General features: G+C 58.9%; 15 protein-coding genes and 3 pseudogenes. 13 read left to right on the forward strand and 5 right to left on the reverse strand.

Annotated features, from left to right (window positions below):
* Positions 1 to 55: 55 nt before the first annotated feature.
* From ACVJGD_RS21510 to ACVJGD_RS21535, 6 genes are all read left to right on the forward strand, one after another.
* Positions 56 to 259, forward strand: coding sequence for a helix-turn-helix domain-containing protein (locus ACVJGD_RS21510; protein ID WP_456636204.1), 204 nt, complete (start codon positions 56 to 58; stop codon positions 257 to 259).
* 321 nt (positions 260 to 580) lie between these two features.
* Positions 581 to 940 (forward strand): hypothetical protein, encoded by a 360-nt coding sequence (locus tag ACVJGD_RS21515; protein ID WP_456636205.1) that lies wholly within the window; start codon positions 581 to 583, stop codon positions 938 to 940.
* A 110-nt stretch (positions 941 to 1,050) separates the two neighbouring features.
* Positions 1,051 to 1,944 (forward strand): caspase family protein, encoded by an 894-nt coding sequence (locus tag ACVJGD_RS21520; protein WP_456636206.1) that lies wholly within the window; start codon positions 1,051 to 1,053, stop codon positions 1,942 to 1,944.
* 764 nt (positions 1,945 to 2,708) lie between these two features.
* Positions 2,709 to 3,044 (forward strand): hypothetical protein, encoded by a 336-nt coding sequence (locus ACVJGD_RS21525; RefSeq protein ID WP_456636207.1) that lies wholly within the window; start codon positions 2,709 to 2,711, stop codon positions 3,042 to 3,044.
* 256 nt (positions 3,045 to 3,300) lie between these two features.
* Positions 3,301 to 4,080: a hypothetical protein gene (locus ACVJGD_RS21530; protein ID WP_456636208.1), complete on the forward strand. Its 780-nt coding sequence runs from the start codon at positions 3,301 to 3,303 to the stop codon at positions 4,078 to 4,080.
* A 324-nt stretch (positions 4,081 to 4,404) separates the two neighbouring features.
* A complete protein-coding gene (locus tag ACVJGD_RS21535; RefSeq protein ID WP_456636209.1) occupies positions 4,405 to 4,878 on the forward strand; it encodes a cytochrome b in 474 nt (157 codons plus the stop codon).
* A gap of 1,264 nt (positions 4,879 to 6,142) precedes the next feature.
* Here the strand turns inward: ACVJGD_RS21535 and hemC are convergent.
* On the reverse strand, positions 6,143 to 7,123 hold the full coding sequence (hemC, locus tag ACVJGD_RS21540; protein WP_456636210.1) for a hydroxymethylbilane synthase: 981 nt from the start codon (positions 7,121 to 7,123) through the stop codon (positions 6,143 to 6,145).
* 1,834 nt (positions 7,124 to 8,957) lie between these two features.
* Positions 8,958 to 9,914 carry a helix-turn-helix domain-containing protein gene (locus ACVJGD_RS21545; RefSeq protein ID WP_456636211.1) on the reverse strand — a complete coding sequence of 319 codons (957 nt, stop codon included), beginning with the start codon at positions 9,912 to 9,914 and terminating at the stop codon, positions 8,958 to 8,960.
* A 426-nt stretch (positions 9,915 to 10,340) separates the two neighbouring features.
* Between ACVJGD_RS21545 and ACVJGD_RS21550 the strand changes: the two genes are divergently transcribed.
* Positions 10,341 to 11,315, forward strand: a complete 975-nt coding sequence (locus ACVJGD_RS21550; RefSeq protein WP_456636212.1) for a LysR family transcriptional regulator — start codon at positions 10,341 to 10,343, stop codon at positions 11,313 to 11,315.
* Between the two features lie 165 nt (positions 11,316 to 11,480).
* On the opposite strand, the gene ACVJGD_RS21555 is transcribed toward ACVJGD_RS21550, so the two are convergent.
* Complete coding sequence (locus ACVJGD_RS21555; RefSeq protein ID WP_456636213.1) at positions 11,481 to 12,098, reverse strand: redoxin domain-containing protein; 618 nt, start codon at positions 12,096 to 12,098, stop codon at positions 11,481 to 11,483.
* 552 nt (positions 12,099 to 12,650) lie between these two features.
* On the opposite strand from ACVJGD_RS21555, the gene msrB reads away from it, so the two are divergent.
* The 3 genes from msrB (at position 12,651) to ACVJGD_RS21570 (ending at position 14,958) form a co-directional block, all read left to right on the forward strand.
* Complete coding sequence (gene msrB / locus ACVJGD_RS21560) at positions 12,651 to 13,103, forward strand: peptide-methionine (R)-S-oxide reductase MsrB (protein WP_456636214.1); 453 nt, start codon at positions 12,651 to 12,653, stop codon at positions 13,101 to 13,103.
* A gap of 2 nt (positions 13,104 to 13,105) precedes the next feature.
* The gene (msrA, locus tag ACVJGD_RS21565) at positions 13,106 to 13,618 is read left to right on the forward strand and encodes a peptide-methionine (S)-S-oxide reductase MsrA (RefSeq protein WP_456636215.1); all 513 of its coding nucleotides are present in this window, start codon (positions 13,106 to 13,108) and stop codon (positions 13,616 to 13,618) included.
* 461 nt (positions 13,619 to 14,079) lie between these two features.
* A complete protein-coding gene (locus ACVJGD_RS21570; RefSeq protein ID WP_456636216.1) occupies positions 14,080 to 14,958 on the forward strand; it encodes a sensor histidine kinase in 879 nt (292 codons plus the stop codon).
* A gap of 970 nt (positions 14,959 to 15,928) precedes the next feature.
* Here the strand turns inward: ACVJGD_RS21570 and ACVJGD_RS21575 are convergent.
* A complete protein-coding gene (locus ACVJGD_RS21575; protein WP_456636217.1) occupies positions 15,929 to 16,099 on the reverse strand; it encodes a hypothetical protein in 171 nt (56 codons plus the stop codon).
* 601 nt (positions 16,100 to 16,700) lie between these two features.
* On the opposite strand from ACVJGD_RS21575, the pseudogene ACVJGD_RS21580 reads away from it, so the two are divergent.
* Positions 16,701 to 17,038: pseudogene (locus ACVJGD_RS21580) on the forward strand (transposase).
* 172 nt (positions 17,039 to 17,210) lie between these two features.
* Positions 17,211 to 17,710 (forward strand): annotated as a pseudogene (locus ACVJGD_RS21585) (transposase); the annotation flags it as partial.
* A gap of 120 nt (positions 17,711 to 17,830) precedes the next feature.
* Here the strand turns inward: ACVJGD_RS21585 and ACVJGD_RS21590 are convergent.
* Positions 17,831 to 18,244 (reverse strand): annotated as a pseudogene (locus ACVJGD_RS21590) (AMP-binding enzyme); the annotation flags it as partial.
* A 68-nt stretch (positions 18,245 to 18,312) separates the two neighbouring features.
* On the opposite strand from ACVJGD_RS21590, the gene ACVJGD_RS21595 reads away from it, so the two are divergent.
* Positions 18,313 to 19,101 carry a peptide-methionine (R)-S-oxide reductase gene (locus ACVJGD_RS21595; protein ID WP_456636218.1) on the forward strand — a complete coding sequence of 263 codons (789 nt, stop codon included), beginning with the start codon at positions 18,313 to 18,315 and terminating at the stop codon, positions 19,099 to 19,101.
* The last annotated feature ends 19 nt before the right edge of the window (positions 19,102 to 19,120 follow it).

The raw sequence follows: 19,120 nt of genomic DNA on the forward strand, positions 1-19,120 counted from the left end.
TAAACGCTCGTTCGTCCGTGGTTCCAAGCGCAGGCTCCGTATGTCCGGAATTTCCATGTGCGACATTTCCAAGGCCAGCGTCGTTCGGCAAATGCGGATGAAGCATGCATCCGATATGCTCGCCGCGAGGGTATTTTCAGTTGAGCAGATCGCGCGGGCGGTCGGTTATAGGAGCTGCAGCAGCTTTCTCCGTGCCTTTCGCCAAGTGCATGGATACGTCCCGGCAAAATCTGAGGGTGATGGACAGAACTCCGATTGAAGATACGGCGAGGTGGCAGCCGCAGCAGCCAAGGCCGCCGCGATGCGATCGCGTCTGAATTAAGATCCATGATAAATGGTTATCGGATAGATAGTCACAGGGCATTTCCTTTTACCCGGCGGCGGCGGCATCCTCCAATTAATTCGCAGTATGCGTTTAAGGCTTTGCCACATAACTGCGCTGCCCCTGTTCATGCGGTGGAGCGCAATCGGTCTCTCAGCCACTGACGCTTGCGAGCATACTCTTGGCCGGTGATCGCGAATAACCTCGGCGCCAACGCTCGAACACATGATCTGCTTTAACTCAGTTAGGAGAACTATCGTGACCAAGCGGTCGCTTCTAATCGCGGCAACAAGCTACTTCATTGCCTTTGCACCGGCAGCATACGGACGCTCGGCGTACGACGGCTCCTGGGACCTCGTCTTCGTAACGCAAAGAGGAACCTGCGATTCCAGTTACAGCTTTACTGTCGATGTGACCAACGGAATTGTCACGCATCCCAATCTCGTGAGATTTCGAGGTCACGTCGCAAAATCCGGCGCGGTTCGCGCTTCGGTGACGGTCCAGGATAAATATGCCTCGGGTGCAGGCAAATTGTTCGCAGCGTCCGGCCAGGGGACCTGGAACGGCCACTCAGGAACTGCGCGATGCTCGGGCTACTGGACGGCGCGACGCAACTGAAGGACGCAACGGCGGCACGCGATTGGGTGCGACTGTGGCGCGAATGCTGGCGGCGCCAAGCCATCTTACGGAGAGAAGCGCTTCCTCGGTGAACCGGAGCTCATAATGAGATGACAGTTCCTAGAATACTAGTCAGCGTTGCAGTCCTGCTCGGCTTGCTCTCGACCGACCTCGGCAAGACAATGCGGCTGGAGGAGGCTCATGGCCAGCCCATGAGCGCGCCCGGCTGGTTGGGTGAATCCGCCCCCCTCGATACTAATCGGCTAGCTCTGGTGATCGGCAATTCAAACTATCCCGATGCCGACTCTCCTCTTCCCCAAATGACACGCGATGCGGAAGGTTTGACAAATGCTCTTCGCAAGAACGGCTTCCTGGTGGACGCCGTTGTCAATGCGACGCGCCGCGACATGACCCGCGCAATCGATGATCTAAGGGCAAGAGCACATTTGAACTCGATTGTGCTAATCTATTTTGGAGGTTACGGAGTTCAGTCTGACGGTCAAAATTACTTAATCCCAGTCGATGCGAAGATCTGGTATGAAGAGGATGTTCGTCGACAAGGTGTGAGCATTGACCTCCTCCTTTCGAAACTCAAGACTTCCGGAGCACGCGTCCGGCTCGTAGTCATCGAAGCCTCACGCCGCAACCCCTATGAACGACGTTTCAGGACTTACTCACACGGACTTGCACCCATTCAAACGAGTGAGAACACGTTCATCCTGAGCTCAACAGCGCCTGGCCAGGTCGTCGACGAATCGGATGAACTACATAGTCAGCTGATGACCGCTCTTCTTACGCAGGTGAATTCTTCGAAGGGGATCGAGGAGATCTTGAACAACACTCGAAACGCGGTGGCGACCGCTACTCAGGGCCAACAGATTCCAGCTGTGTCATCTACGCTAACCGAGAGTGTAACCTTTGGCCGGCGCGAACCGGCGATCCCGTGTCCTCCGTCGGCTCTGCCGCTAGCGGCCGCCGCGGGTGATCGAACAGATTTCTGCTGACCTCCGAAGATCAAAGGTCAAGACTGACTTCCCGTGGCGGGCGGCCCTCAATCATCTCCGCCTCGTTTGGAGCCACCAACGCGCGCGGCGGCGTTGCGCATTGCGACAGCATGTGCCTGTTTGCTGACGGGCGGACCACGGAACGGACGGTTGTCCCCGCTGAGCGCCTCGGACGCGCCCTCCGCGTGCCGATGAAGGTGCTGCCAGATTGGGGAGAACTCATCGTCGAGATCGAAAGCACACCTTGTCACAGGTCGTTTCCACGAAGCCACTTGTCGTGGACATGAACAAGGTTCGGGTCAACTCGGTTCGAGTGGCGGGTCAGGGGACTTGGCTTCGTGCCATCACCAGACCTGAGTGTGCAAGAACAGCTTGATCGTTACCTACGTAACACAATTCCGGATTTTCGAAATTTTTCTGTAGCCATCCTGCGCCAGCTCCAAAATGGCGATGTCTTTCCCTCTCTTACCTGGTCCGGCATCCGGTCGGCGACGTGGCGCACGACAAATCCACCGTAGGCGCGGCGTCATGGTCAAGGGCGGTGGCGCGTTGGCACGCGCAACCTCGATTGGTCCAAGGACGGCAACGGGTTTAGAAGTTTCTGCAGATGTGGCTGGCAGCACTCCTCGCTACGGCATCACGCGGCGCGGCGGCAATAACGATCGTCTATCGACTCCATGGCGAGAGGTGATTTCCGTCGCCGGCGTTGCAAGATCATTCTCATCGGTGGTGGATAGTCATCTTTTACACGAACAGGAGCTACCATGAAGATTCAAGTCGGCAGCCTCGTGATTGCGCTCGCAATTGCTGTCCCTATCGCAGTTGCCACCACGGCCGAATCGTCTGCTGCGCCGATCAATGGCACGTCGATCAAGGCGGCGGTACCAGCCGTGACGACGGACGTGCGCTATCGGGTGCGGCGGAATCGGGGAACACGCGGCGTGCAACGCACGCCGACTGATTATCCCTACCCTTCGTACTGGGGCTATTCCAGCTATGATTCGTACTGGAGCCATCCGCCCTATGATTCATACTGGCGCTATCCGACCTATTACTATCCTAGCTTCTCCTACGGCTGGGGTGACTACAACGGCTGGTGACGCCAAAACTTGGCAGCGTGCGGCTCCCTCGAGCCGCCGCTAGCCAACATGTATTTGGGAGATTTGAGGGTCCCTGAGTCATGCGCACATCGCTCTTGGTTACGAGCGGTAACGTTCAGATTGATCGCGATCTGTGCGCTTGGCCGATAGAAGCTGACATCTACGCCTTTAGTACGTGCCCTAGCTACAAAATTCAGTATCAGCGCTCTACACGACTGAACAGGCAATCCAACGCCCATCCTGAAGAACAATAAGCATGAGTTGTTCGCTCAGCCCGACTACAACTGTGCAAGATGGCGCCGCCATCACGGAAAAGCCGGACGGCTCGGTTTCGATCGATCTTCCAGGTCGGGCCGCTGCGCCGTCCGTCGTCGATGACAAGTTCTATGCGAACTTGGCTACGAATGAATGCGAGCTGAACATCACCGCAAGCGAATTGCTCGAAGGTATCAGGCGCCATGACGAATCCCGCCGCGAGCACTTGGAGATGCTGTCGGAAGGCTTCAAGCTGCTCGGGCTGGTAATCGAGACCGCCACCGCAACATCGGTCTCACCCTCGGTGCCGCTGGAAGGCATGTCGACGGTGCGCCACGCGTTGTTGCTCGCAGCGTGCTCGCTGTTCCAGGCGAATGCCATGGGCGAGATGCTGCCGGCGGCCGGTCCTATGAAGGTTGGCGATGATCAGCCACAGAAGCCGAAGAGCGCCGACATGATGGGCCGCAATGGCGCTCCGGCGCTTCGATGGCACCAACCGGTTCTCCACTCCGCCGGCGCCGCAAGCGCCGGCACAAGCTACGCCGGGAGTCCCCCCAGCCCGGCGTCGGCGCTCCCGGCGGCAGTCCCCCGCGTCCCTCCCGCTGCCGCCGGGATGCGGCCTTTGCGACCGCCGATTGCCGAGCCCGGCCCTGCGATACGTGCGCCTGCCGCTGCCGGCCCTATGCCCGGTGTTGGGCCGGGTGCCTCCCGGCGTCGCCCATACGGCAACGCCCGTCATTTCGGAAGAGCAAGAGCGCGACGCGATCGAGGACGCGCTTGAAAAGGACATGAACCACCATTTGACCCTTTTGGCGAATGCCCCCAATTTCCGCGGCAGCTGCGCTGAACATTTCCCTCTTGCAGTCCGGGTTGAAGAGTGCTGGACGCTGGGGCGCCGATTGAGGGCGCCAGGGCAATGGGTTCATCATAACGTAAAGTCGGGCGCCGGGGGGAACCGGCCAGCTTACCAAGCGCTCAAATCTCTGGCGACACGCCGCCACCGTTCGTCAACCGCTGCGGCGGGCTTAAGATCGGAGTAATCGGTTTGCGCAGCACTTCCTCTCGCTACGGCGTCGGCGCCCAGGCGTTCCATTGGCTGACCGTCATGCTGGTTGTTGCCGCCTATGTGCTGAGCAAGGGCGACCCCGATTCTCTCTATTCCGCTGGCGCGGACGGGCTCCGCAGGATTCACGAGACGCTCGGGGTGCTCGTCTTCATTGTCGTCGTGCTGCGGCTGCTATGGCGGCTGATCGACAGCGCGCCCGCAAAGCAGCCGATGCCGCGATGGATGGCTGCGGCCGCGAAGCTCGTGCAGTTCGCGCTTTATGCGCTCCTCATCGCGATTCCAGCAACGGCGGTGCTCGGTACCTGGCTCGTGGGGATTCCCGTCACTCTTCCCGGATTCGACGTCGCCCCCCAGATCGCGAAGGCGCATGGACTGGGGCGGCTGATCATGGAAATACACACCACCCTCGGCGACGCCATCCTCTGGGTTGCCGGCGTGCATGCGGCCGCGGCTCTCTTCCACCACTTCTATCTGCGCGACGGAGTCTTTCAGTCGATGACTCCGGGCGGATGAATGATTAGTCCGAGCCACTGCACTGACTACGTGCCGCAAAACCAGCATAAGCGCGCGTGGCGTACTCGGATTAGAACGAGGTGTCCGACATCTGGCAAATCCCTGTTGACTTGCGCCGCTGGCGTTGCTTGCGGCCCATTTTCTTAAGCGTGTGTATTTGGGTGCAATGAAAAGACCCGCTAACGCATTGCATGCTAGACGCGCAACGAATCTGCGCGTGTCGGCTAGTTCTTTGCAATTCGGGATGGGAAAAATATGCCGAAAACGAGGCGACGGATACGCGGATGCCCTACGAGCGCAAGCGGTCCCGCCGGCGACGTCGACATGAGACCGATAAAGCATACAAACGTTCAAGCTGACATTCAAAGTCTCGTGCTGGCTTTGATGAAGTCACTCCGCACATTCGTTGCTCAACTCGATGACCACGGAGTGTCACCATTTCCCGCCCTACTAAACTCTAGTCCGCAAGCACCGTCGCGAGACAGTTCTTAAAATTGAGCGCCGCGCCCATTGCCCCGTTGTTGGCACTCGCTCTCTTCTCGATCTCGGCGCGGGCCCTCCTTGCTGTGTCGGACTACCTGTTAAACCAGGACATCGCACGCGTCATACAACGGTGAGCAACGCGATGACCAAGCGCTGCTTGCTGCCGGCGGAGTTCAGACCCCGCCAGCCCGGTACTGCAATCCCTGCCAGTGAGTGTCGGCCCGCCCGCATATCGCTCCTCACGACTCAATTCTAACTAGCGGCGATCACGTCGAGGATACTATCGATCGACTGTCGGCATTTTCCTGGTCTTGTCGCGAACCGCGGGGTTTTCAACTAACCTGCTATGGCACGTTAGTTAAGTGTTATGGGCAGTGATCAGTTACGAGGCGGCCGAAGCCCTACGGAGAGGTGTTGAAATCGAGAGAGCGATTGAAGTCGGCCGCCTTGTTGCGGGATTAGAGCATATTCGCATTAGGACGGTCGTTAGATCACGTACGACATTTTCGCGCCGAGCGAACCGATCTGCGGAGGAATGGAAAGGATGACTTCATCGATGCCGAATCCCCGCGGAGCATCTATCTGCTCTCTTACGTCCTTTTGGCAGCGTGAGAAGGCAAAGCGCCGAACCAATTAGTCGGGAATTGGCCAAGCAAGTTCCGCCACCAGCCGCGGTCGGCGTTCGTCGTTGTCCGGCCGTAGTTGCGAGCCAAACGAAGCAATCCCGAGCCTCGCCTGTGACTCTGGATTGCTCTGCCGCTTCGTTCCCCGCAATGACGCTCTATCCCACCGGCCGGCCGCGCTCGATGATCTCGGCAGCGCCTCTGGCGAGCAGCTCCATCCCCACTGCGCGGCCGAGTTCGCGCGGGCAGCTTGCGCGGCCAACACGCGAGGCCTCGATGATGCGACCGCCCGCATGATCGAGCACGGATGCGGCGAGCTGCATCTCCGCGCCTATGACTTCCGCAAATCCCGCGATCGGCGAGTTGCAATGGCCGTTGAGCACCCACAGCACCTCGCGCTCGGCGTCGGCGCACGCGTGGGCCGTCGCGTCGTCGATCGCTGACAGGATACGACGCGTCTCGAAATCGCGCGCGGCGCATTCGACTGCGACGATCCCCTGCCCCACTGCCGGCAGCATCTCAGAAATCGAAAATTCGTACGCGATCCGGCTCGTAAGCCTGACGCGCTCGAGGCCTGAGCGCGCCATGATCAACGCATCCGCGGGCCCTACCGCACCTCCATCCGGCAGCTTCTGCTTTGCGCCGTGGTCAAGCTTGCGCACGCGGCTGTCGGCGGCGCCGCGGAAATGGATAACCTCGATCTCCGGAAACAACCGCCGCACATAGGCCGCGCGGCGAACGGAGTTGGTGCCGATCTCGAACCCCTTGCCACGCGCGCGTTTGAGCTCGTCGACCGAGGTGCCCGGCCGCAGCACCAGGACGTCGCCGGGCGGATCGCGCGAGAGCGTCGCGCCGATCACAAGCCCGGGCGTGTCCTCATTGCCCGGCACGTCCTTCAGCGAATGCATCGCGGCGTGGAGCCTTCCGTTAAGCACCGCCTTGCGAATCTGCGCCACGAAGGCCCCACCTTTGCCGCCATGCGGCAAGAGCTTGCCAACCTGGTCGATATCGCCCGTGGTCTCAAACTTGACGATTTCGACCTCGGTGCCGACGGCTTTCAGGCGTCGCGCGATCTCCTCAGTCTGGGCGATCGCCATTGCGCTTTTGCGCGTGCCGATTCGCAATCGATCCGATGCCATGCGTATCCCCTTCAAGGCCGCGGGCCTCACTCCCGCGCCTGTTCCGACCTTCTAAACTGCGCATGAGCTTTCTCAAATAAAATTAATGTCCTGGAAGATCTTTCGCCTCTGTTTAATCCCGCTAACAAGGGAGTCGGACGTGGCAAAAAGGCTAGGCGCTAAAGCTTGATGCGCGAAATATAGCATTATTGACGCACCGATGGCAGAAACGGACAAGCCGACTTCGACATCGGGGTCCGTTTGCGGATGAACTTGGCCGTTGGCGGTTTCGAGATGAAACTGCCAATGGACGCGGAACATGGCTCAGCTCTACTTCCATTGCTCGAACGGTCGCATTTCACCACATGGTGCACTATCATTTATGTCGGTTACCGTACTACCAACCAGCACGCTTTCGTCCGCTAGGACCTCCGATGTTTGACTCCCCAACAATAGCTTCCTGAGGCCGCGACGCCCATGAGAGGCGATCCTTTGGTGCCACGTCGAGCGGCTGGTTTTTTGCGGCGTCGGCGACGCAGCTCGCGACCAAGATCGATCAGATCATGCTGTCGAGCGTAAAGGTCGCGGCCAACGCGCCATTTTCTCCAATCTCGATCACCAGCGGCGTGCTGGCGGACGAAGCGGCGTTGTTCAAGTAGCGAAGATACTCTCGCCATCCGGGGAGAGCTCCGAAGGGGTCTCGTTGCACGTTGGTGATGGGCGTGCGTTCGATGCCGGCATGGTTCGCATCGCGGTCGCGCTGATGCCGCGCTCGATGCTCGACGTAATGCGCTGGCAGTGATGACCTAAGCCTTGCGGAAGTAGTCGGCTTTAGGGCGGGCGCCTTAAACCTTCGTATCGGTCCGTTACCCGTTTAGATGCCCGACGTTTACCGGCGTTTAATTGAGCTGCCAATCGCGATCGTCTTATATATAGGGTATGCGGTAGTGCTCCCGCTATCGCTGCCCGCCCTGGGCGTTTCCTCCTTGGACTTGGGTCGCTTGTGGCAAAGCAGGCGGCCTCTCTTTTTGTGTCCACCCTGGGATTAAACCGACGTCTGGTCGACTTATACCGATTCACTAGCCCGAGCCTACCTCAGTACGGTCGCTTCATACTCGCGCGCAATGGCGTCAACCAAGTGCTCGGTGCTAACTAATGTGTGTGGTGTGAGTAGCAACGGAACCGGCCAGCGAGCAGGCAGTTGCGGGACAAGGTCGGCGGCGTAGCGCCCGCCGGCCTTTCCCTTGATCGAGCCGCGCGTTGCCGCTCCAGTAACTGGTGTCTACTGCCATAGTTGGCCGCAGAGAGTACGCTATGAAAAACATCGCCGATCTCCTAATGCGATTTTGGCAACGGAGTCAGCCTGCGTCCAATGCTCAGGTTTCGGCTATGGCCGAAAATCGGGATCGATCCAGCATGGCCGATTTTGTCCGCATCCTGCAGGCCTACGATCATGACCAGTACGACAGGAGTTAGGGGCGGCGACCGCGTCCCAATCGGTTTCTCGGGTGCTTTGGGGAGCGTGAGGAAATTCGGGGAACCGCGCGACCGTACTTATCGAAGATATCTGCTGCGAGAAAATCCGTGGTTGCAGTTGCAGGGCAGGCAGCACGATCTTAAGTGCCATCGTGAGCACCTACGTGTCCGAATGCTTCGCTCGATACAGTAGCGAGCATTATTAGTGCCGAGGGCCAGGCCCCAAGCCCAAGCGCGCTACTACGGAAAAGATCACGTCGCGCGACGATGCGGGAGGCGAGATCGGGGTCGATGGCGTCGAAAACGTGACTTTCGGTCATGAAGACTGCTCCTGAAAGCTGCTCGTGAAGTCTGCTCCTGAGGCCACCTCGCCGTATCTTCAATCGGCGTGCTGTCCATCACCCTCAGATTCTGCCGGGACGTATCCATGCACTTGGCGAAAGGCACGGAGAAAGCTGCTGCAGCTCCTATAACCGACCGCCCGCGCGATCTGCTCAACTGAAAATGTCCTCGCGGCGAGCATATCGGCTGCACGCTTCATCCGCATTTGCCGGAGCGCAACCATTGGCGAACACCCGATTGCGCGCACAAAGCGCGCCATGAATGCGGATCGGCTCAAGCCGGCCTTCTGCGCCAAGGCCATGACAGAGTGATCGGCCGATGGTCGCGCCACCATATCGGCGAACGCAAGAGCGATTTGACGGTCACTCAGAACAGAAAAGCGTTCGAGCCAAACGCTGGTCGAATTCAGACTCCGACGGATGAGCGTGACGAGCACCTGCTTCAGGATAGCAGTCGTCATCGCCTGCATTCCAACCTGCCGGCCGCTGATTTCCGCCAACGCAGCCTGCAACTTTGACCCCAGTTCATCAGTGGGTTCGAAGCGCTCGACAATCGGTGTCGAAAGGCCTGCAAAGAGGTCGATCGACAAGCCGTAGGTGGCGCGAAAGTACCCGCAGATCAGCATAACCATCGGGTCGACGTCTCCGGCGACGAATCGCTGGACACGCTCGCCGAAGCGCGGATCCCATTGCGCTTCGACCACCTTCACTGTTTTGGCCGCGGTGCGGTCATCGACCTCGATGTGAAACGGCTTCTTGGCCGGTGTGATGACAAGGGTGTGAGGTACCAGAGGAAATGCGGAGAAACCACCCACGGCCATTCGTCCGGTCCCGGAAAGATTGTAGTGGATAGCCGGCGCGTCCGCGCTCCCGAATGACAGGCGCCAACCCGGACTGACCAAACACTCGATGAGCCCGATGACGTCGACATCCAAGGTTGCCATCAGCACATCGAGGTCGGATCGAGGTAATGCGAGATTTGGACGATCGGACATGTGTTTCGGACCCTCCGATTGAGCTAGTGTCCTAGTATTCGGACAGGACAATGCCTTCCGACAACTCGGTCGATGGGGAGCGCAGTCATCGCCCGATGATACACTCGGAATTGCAAATCTTGGTACTGCTTTATGACTAGGACGGTGCGCACCTGCTCGCCGCGACCAGCGGACTCGGCGGAAGCTGGGAATGAGACCTTAGGAGACTCTAAATGAGCAAAGACCACCTGATGCAAGGATGGCCTAGCTGGTCCCGGTCTGCAAACACCGACATTTATTGCTGGTCTCGCCCAACGATGTTCTACGCAATCGCACAATATCTATTTCGTCGGACGCCTCCGCGACAAACCGCTTGACCATCGCCCTTGCTTACTATGGCAGCGGACTCGAACGGTCCGAACCACGGCAACTCTTTCGAGTATGAGTATGCAGCTGCAGCTTTATCAGGTGCGGTATTTCTTGGCCCTAGCGAAGACTCTCAATTTTACGCGGGCTGCGCAGCAATGCAATGTGACCCAGCCGGCACTGACAAAGGCGGTACAAAAGCTGGAGCAAGAACTCGGTGGCACATTAATTCACCGTGAACGTCACCTCACCCAGCTCACCGAGCTGGGCAAGATGATTTTGCCTACGCTGGAGAAAATGTTTGCCGCTGCGGAGGCGGTACAGCTTCAGGCGCGAGGCTATCAGAAGAAGACAATCGCCCCGCTCAAGATCGGGCTGGTGCCGTCAATCTCCGCCGCACTCATCACGGAATTGCTCTTGGAGCTCGCCAGGATCATTCCTGACCTTCGAGTCGATCTGCGCGAGGCGGATGCCAACGGGCTCGTTGCGATGCTTTTGGATGGCGAGATCAATGCCGCGCTCGTCGGTGACGCGGTGGAGCTACCTGAGCGTATCGACCGCTGGCTGCTGTTCGAGGAGCGGTATGTGCTCGTCGTGTCTCGGAAACATCCGATGGCGAGGCAAACCATTATCCCGCTCCAAGACTTGCATGAGGCGGTATTTCTCGAAAGGGTTGGATGCGACGTCGCAGGCCGATTCAAGCAGGCTTGTTTTGCCGACCATCCAGGCCCTAGGGTTGTACACAGGAGCGCTGAGGAAAGGCACCTTCAGCAAATGGCATCCGCCGGTTTTGGGGCCATCCTGGCGCCAGAGCACGCTCCCAGACTGCCGTCGCTTGCCGCTATTCCAATTGAGGGCGACCCCGTCCGGCGCGAGGTGCAGCTTTTGGCCGTAGCGGGGAGGCAATATTCGCCGGCGCTCGACGGCTTTATCAAGGTTGCTCGTGTTTGCGACTGGACGAGTGCGCTGGACAAACTCCGCCGCGCGTCTGGCCCTGCGTCGAACAAGGACAATGTTCGCAAGGCTGAAGCACAAGGCGCAGGCTCCTTGATCTGAATCACGGGCCCCGGTCCTGCGTCCTCATGCCCAAGCGTGTCGCGGGCATCCAACCGTCGTTGCTCAAGTGAATCGAAGTCGTGGATGGCCAGGCCAAACCCGGTCATGACGTTGCAGTCGCCACGCGTAGCTCTTGAATTGACTCGTCTCATTTCCGGTCAGGCTCTAAGGCCGAGGCGTAGGGCCGTCCAATTCGGACAAGGCGGCAAGCAGGGTTTCGGTCGTCGTGACGGAGTCCGGCCCGACACACGCGCGACGGATGATCCCCCGCTGGTCGAGGACATAGATGGCCGGCATTGGCAACATCCAAAAGGAGAAGCCATGGGGAGCGGAGAGATCAAGGCCGCTCTGCAAGAGACGTCTCTTTATCTCCGCCGGCACCACGGACACCAGGCCGAACGAAAGGCTCACCCCAAGATCTAGGTCGGAGAGGATTTCCAGATCCAGTCGGTGATCGCGTTTGAAATTGCGTGGCAAGTCTCCAGTCTCGGGCGTTATGGCAATTGCTCTGGCGCCGGCAGCACGGATACTAGGGGTGGCCCCGTGAAGAGCGCGTAGTCCAGCTGCGCACAATGCGGGGGACCAAGTTCCGTAAACGAAGGTGACAATCAACGGTGCAGTTTGTCGCAATTCCAAAGATGAAACGAGCTTTCCATTTGCCTCGGGCAGAAGGAAATCGGGGGCAGGTTCGTTCGCCTTCAGGCCGCCGTCAGGAACGCACGCCTCTCGCAGCCATGATGAAAGCAGCCGGTCGGTTTGAATGTCCAGTGTGCCAAAGCCCATTCTAGTTCTCCCCCAAACGGTTGCCCCTCGCGGCACTTGCCCGCGTATGTTTCTTGCATGGTGACCGTGCGTTTTGGAAAACGAAAATTCAACTTTGGAATGATAATCGTTGACGAATAATGGTTAGGAATAGTCGGCGGGCAAATATCGCGATGTGCCGCCGGGCAAACGAAGCACTGGGCGCCGCTTTAGGCCGCGACCGCTGACTCTCATAGTCACTGCGTCCGTGCTTCCGCATACCGAGCGACGTCGCCGCCCGCGAGCGCTCGCGCGAACAGGCTGGGTCCGCTTTCCATCGCGAAACTTTCGCACGGTGGCACCATACCGCAGCCCCTCGTACGCCTTCGCCGTAGCCGCTCGGTATCGCGGCGAGCGCCGATTCAAAGTCCTGTTCCAGCAATGTCAGACCCATCGCCCGAGGCAATGAATCGGCCCCGACAGGTTGAAACGCCTCGGGGGTCGATCCGCATGGCATCGTTTCGATAGCCGGAGGTGATTGGACGGTCGACCATCCCGTGCCTATCTTCAATGCTGTACGAAAGGGGTACGCGAATGCCGACCTACAGGAAAAACCCCGAAGCGGTCTCGAAGTTGACTCCCGAGCAATACCGCGTCACGCAAACTGACGGGACCGAGCGCCCCTTCGCCAACGAGTACTGGGACAACAAGGAGCCTGGCCTCTACGTCGACGTGGTTTCCGGCGAGCCGCTCTTTGCGTCCTTCGACAAGTTCGACAGCGGGACGGGATGGCCGAGTTTCACGCGGCCCCTCGAGGCCGCGAACGTCGTCGAGAACGTTGACAGCTCGCACGGCATGACGCGAACCGAGGTTCGCTCCAAGCACGGCGACAGCCACCTTGGCCACGTCTTCCCGGATGGGCCGCGCGACAAGGGCGGCTTGAGGTACTGCATGAACTCGGCCTCCCTGAGGTTCATCCACCGCGACCAATTGGAGAGCGAGGGATATGGCGAGTACGCGAAGCTCTTTTCAAAGCACGAGGCCTGACGATGGCAGCGACTACAGAACGCGCAATCCTTGCAGGGAGTTGCTTCTGGGGAATGCAGCAGCTGGTGCGGCGCCTGCCCGGCGTCGTCTCGACGCGGGTCGGCTACTCGGGCGGCGACGTCAAGAACGCCACCTACCGCAACCACGGCACGCACGCGGAGGCGATCGAGATCACGTTCGACCCGCGTCAGACGAGCTTCCGCGACCTGCTGGAGTTCTTCTTCCAGATCCACGACCCGACGACGCCCAACCGGCAGGGAAACGACCGGGGCACAAGCTACAGGTCGGCGATTTTCTACACGAGCGAGGAACAACGCCGCATCGCCGAAGACACCATCGGCGACGTTGAGGCTTCAGGGCTGTGGCCGGGCAAGGTGGTGACCGAGCTTTCGCCCGCTGGCGATTTCTGGGAGGCGGAGCCCGAGCACCAGGATTACCTGGAACGCTATCCGAACGGCTACACCTGCCACTTCGTCCGCCCGCAGTGGAAGTTGCCGAGGAGGAGCGCCGCCTGACAGCGACCGCGGTGCATGTGGCCTGCGGCAGGCGCAGCCTCACGGCGTGTATGTCGTAAGGCGTTTGCCAAGTGTCCCCGCCGCCCCCGCGAAGTCGCTCACAACGCGACAAGGTGGCGAGGTTTGGACGGCCGGGCACGGCTTTGAGATTCTCGACCTTGGATGATTGCATGTCGTTTAGCGTGCGCGGTGCCGTGCCCGTTGCGACAGCCCATTTCGAATTCATCGTGAGGATATGCCATAGTCCCTCGCGCATTTTTCCAGTCGGCACTCGCGCTCAGCGATCTTGAGCGGTTCTACCGCGAGGTCCGGCACACCAGCGAGAGGCTCGGCGAACCGCTTTCCGACGCGGACACAACGGTGCAGTCGATGCCCGAGCCGAGCCCTGCCAAGTAGCACCTCGCGCACACGACTTTGGTTTTGAGGCGATGGTTCTCTCGCCTCACCTGAAGGGCTACAGGTTGTTCGATGATCGGTTCACGTTCCTGTTCAATTTCTACTACGAGGCACTCGGGGCGCCGCAGCGGCGTCCTCGGCGCGACATGGTCACGCGGCCGGCGTTGGACGAAGTCTACGGATACCGGGCGCATGTCGAGCAGACAGTCGCCAGGCTGCTTGGCTCGCGGCCAACCCAGAAGATCGCTGAGCTGATCGAGTCGCCTGCTCGCAAGCGGGTTGCTCACGACTTTAATAATAGATTGCAGAGCATGGCCAGCGCCCTCAGCCTGATACGCGTGCGCGTTGCCGTGGGGTGCACGTCTGACCTCGGTTCTCTCATAGAAGTTGCAGAACGGTCATTAGTTGGCGCCGGCAAGCTCGCGCATCGTCTCATGACCGTTGCGCGTAAAACGCATCATCAATCAGACAATCTATTTCAACTTAACGATGCCCTCCTTTTAATGAGTGATCTGCTACGCTGCGTCGTCGGAGAAGGAATCGTGCCACGCTTGGCTTTATCGGATTCAGCAACTCGGATCCGATGTGATCTCCACCTGCTCGAATGCGCGATCATAAACCTTGTGATAAACAGTCGAGGCGCTATGCCCAAGGGAGGTATTATTACAATCGAGACCGGCAAGACTTGCTCGCCCAAAGGCGACGATGGCCGAGAGTATGTTTCCCTATGCGTCACGGATTCCGGATGCGGCATTACCTCCGACGTCCTGCAAAAGATATTCGAACCATTCTTTACGACGAAACCTCAAGGTGTTGGAACAGGGCTTGGACTTCCCATGATACGCCATTTTGTTGATCAGGCGCGCGGCCACATTGAAGTTCACAGCATGCCGCAACAGGGCACATGCATAAAGCTCTACTTACCGGTCGCGGCCGAAAGCTAGGGCCGTACTCATAAAGCGAATGCCTGACTGATGCCTGCTCAACCCCCAACAGCGGCGAGATAGAGGTCGCGAACCTGCATTGTGCTCCGTGAACGGCTCCACGAAGCCATGTATGCGCGAAAATCCGTTTCGGTGGAGGTTCGCCGCTCATTTCTGGCACGCGGTGGGTAGCTCCGCGCGCTGCCCCAGCATTTGTGGCTGCGCTGAACCGTAGTAATCGCCTTCACTGAAACACGATCCGCGGCCTGCGTAGCGTTGGGACGCTCGCGAACCACACTCGGCCCTGACTGCCTCAAGGCATTGCCTTTGCTTCTGGAGTGAGGACGATCACGTCGATGCCAATCTCGCTGAATGGCAGCGCCTCGCCAATAACCGTTGTTCATCGCAAGTTCGGTTCCTTTGACGGGATCGCATAGATAAGTATACAGGATTTGCTCGCGAATTTCTTTGGTGATCCTGTTGCGGCTATTCCACCTTCCAGTTGTCATTTGGCGCGTCCTTATGCGAAGCAATAGACGGCATCGGACGAGTTGGTGCTAGTGGGTGGGAACTGCTGATCGCCCTGCGCTCGCGATCGGCCCATGCTCCCCGCATGAAGCAGCGCGCCTTCGGCTGACCATTTAGGTCGTAAGGCCAGATCATCGTACGGCCAGCGCGGTTCGGTCCATCCACGACAGCGTCGTTCGGACTATCAACCCACTCGCCATCAATGCGTACGCGATCGTGACCATCCTTAGTTTCCCAATCGACGTCATCAAGCGCTTCGCATCCCTGCCATCGCAGCAGGGCCCTTTGCCGCTGTGGAAGCTCTCATACCAACTGTTCAACTCAGGCTGCTGATAATCGTGGGCGCGGACGTGACCGATTGTAGACGTCGGCGGCATGACACACCGAATACAACAACCGTTGCATGCCAAATGTGATTGTTCATCTCACACCCAATCCCGGAATCTCTCTGCAGTCAGGAAATTCATCCATCCGCACCAACATGCGAAGCCTTCTCAGCTCGCCGCTGGTAGTCGTCGGCAAGGGCCTTAATATGATCCGCAATCACTAAGTCGGTTATGGTTTTGGCGGCGCGGAGCAAAGTTTGTGCTATCTCTAAATATTTCTCGCCTCGTTGTGAGTTCTGGACCGTCATAAAGCCCTCGCGCGGTTCCCGGGCAGTTGGTCGAGGGCGAATTGGAGCCAGCTGACCCAATTGCGGTCATTTTCCCTGCGAGTTCTGAAGTGATCGACGCACTTCTTGGAACAAAGCGGGGTTCGCCACGAGTAGTGTCGGACGAGACCAAACTTGCCATGACAAACTGCGCATCGCGCGGCACTGCCAGATCTAAGATTATTGGAGCAATGGGGCATCGTAGTCTCCTCTTGGTACTCTCATCGCTGTTCGTCGATCATCCTTTTCCACCGTCGCACTGCATGGGCCTGCGCGCTTTTCCTACATGTGCAGCCTAGGACGATCGCGGTCAGCCGCTCAATTGAACGTGGGTAATGCGCCGGCCATCCAAAGGGGCCAGGGGAATGATACGAAGGTTTAGGGAACGCGGCCCTAAAGCCGACCACTTCTGCAACAAGCTCCAGGACAGCATAATAGGTCCGCTTTCGGGTGCATGGTGACCGCCCCACCCCTTGGTCGGGCCAAGTTGAGCTCAGCTCCGAGCCATGATTCAAACTCCCGATCGAGAGGGCGAATCATTCGATACGAACTCACTGACGAAGAGTGGTCTGCAATCGAGCCGATGCTACCCAACAAGCCGCGTGGCGCTCCTAGGGTAAATGACCGTCGTGTCCTCAATGGCATCTTCTGACCGTGGTTACGACGCCGATTGGATCAGAGAGCTTGCCATGAGGAAAGGCACATGGGCTAACATACCCCGAAAAGCAACATAACGATCCGATCTGCTTCAACCCTTATCTCTACTGGGCCCGCAACCGGGTTGAACGATTCTTCAATCGGATCAAGCAATGTCGTCGGGGTGCGACGCGCTACGACAAACTTGCCGTCAATTATCTTGCTTGTGTCCAGCTTGCGTCCATCCGGATATGGTTGGCTGCCCGTAATAAGTCCACGCCCTAGATGGAAGCAGCTAGAGTCGCTACTCGGTCTCGAACCACGAAGTCACTTTAGCGATGCCAGAGGTTCCCGTCGCGGGATTGGTTGGAATTGAAGGCGGCGTAGTCTCCGAGGTGATCAACCTCGAATCATCCGGCGTTAGAGCGCCGGATCGGAGACCATGCCATGACCAGCAATATCACGAAGACGTATTCTCCGCAGTGAAGGAGAAACGGCTCCCCAGCTTTTCGGCGATTGGTTCGATCCTAGTGGTGCGGCAACGAGCGGGAATTCATTGAAGAATTGATCCGCAGCGGGCTCGATGCGGCCCTTGGGCGCCCGCGGTACGAACGGCAAGAAGGCTGGCCGTGAGGCAACGCCCGGCATTAGGGGTCATCGGCACGGCAGCCGGCTGCGGTTGCTGACTGGCCGCTTCGGACTGATTGAGATCCCAGTCCCGCGCGCGGCTCAACACCGCCGACGGCCAGATCACCGAATGGAAGAGCCAAATCGCTGACCTACCAGCGTCGCACGCTGGCCGCCAACGCGCTGATCGCCAGCTGTTACCTAGCCGGCACCAACACGCGTCGTGTGCGCGGCGCGCTCAGCGCTTTGTTCGCTGACGCCCTCGGCAAGCGCTCGAAACGACCCTGCGGCAGATCCATGTGGTGGATCTACGCCTCTCGCAATTCGGCAGGCGGCACACGGCGGCCCTCGTACGACGAGGGCGGCGGCCTTGACCGCCGCCTCGACCTCACCGGGCGCGACGCCCGGGAGCGAGACAACAATCAGGCTCACCGACGCCTCCTCCACCCCTTGTGCCAGCTTGACAAATCCGATTACGCGCTGGCCGCGCGTGGCGTCCGGCATGCCTACGACGGCGGCCTCCACAACGGCAAGATGGGACGCAATGAGCGCCTGCTCGACTTCGACGGGCGAGATGTTGGTGCCGTCGCGAATGATGATGTCCTTTTTGCGCCCGACGAACAAGAGCTCGTCGCCCTCGCCGCGTTGCATCAGATCGCCGGTGTGAAACCAGCCGCCCTTCAGGCTCTCCGACGTTGCCTGCGGATCGTTCCAGCAACCGTAGCGAGGAATGCCACCCAGCCGCATGGCACCTCGAAACCGACGTCTTACTCTGCAGAGACCTCTAAGCCCCCTCAGTGAGACGCATATGTTTGTACTGCACCGTCTATTTTTTGCACGCAGGGTCGATGGCATCGATTCCATAGCCACAGGTCATTGGACCGTCGAGTTTCGTCGTCCTACTTCTTGCTTGTTTGCAAGGAGATCGGAGGATGAAGACATACAGCAAGGCACTGTCGCAGCTAACGCCAGAACAGTGCCGAGTCACGCAGCAAGACACTACGGAGCGACTGTTTCAGAAGGAATATTGGGACAACAAAGAGCCGGAACTTTACGCCGATGTGGTGTCGGGCGAGCCACTATTCGCCTCCGTCGATAAATTCGACAGCGGTATCGCTTGTCGGTCGAGGCCGCAGTCGTGGCTGCGCTTTCTTTCACCGATTACGAAGGAGGAACGTGGAGAACCTTTTTGTTGTCGCTGCGCCCGTCTATCGCTTCAATGCGGGCTACAACTCGACGGGCTTTTTGGGGGCACGCGCGCTTCGACTCGACGACGGACGACCTCAACAGTTACGTTGCGCGGCCGCGCTACCTTTGATCCCGATTTAAAAAAGGACCTCCCAATGAAAGGCGCGCGAAAGATTGGAGCGTTTATCGCAGTGCTCGTACTTACGGGAGCAACCACGAATCCCGGCTACGCACAGGACGCCGAGCACGGAAAAGCCATTTTCAAAGCTTGCGCAGCATGCCATGCAACGGATCATGCCAATCGCATCGGGCCGGGCCTGGAAGGAATCATCGGCAGGAAGGCGGCTGCGGCTCCCAGCTTCCGCTACAGTGACGCGATGAAGCAATCCGGCATTGTCTGGGATGCGAAGACCCTCGATGCGTATCTGGAATCACCACAGAAGGTGGTTCCGGGAAACAAGATGACCTATGCAGGGGTGAAGAACCCGACGGACCGGACGGACCTCGTTACTTATCTTGCTACGTTGAAGTAGCGGCTCGTTGAGCGAGGTG

The organism is Bradyrhizobium sp. USDA 10063, assembly GCF_054063735.1.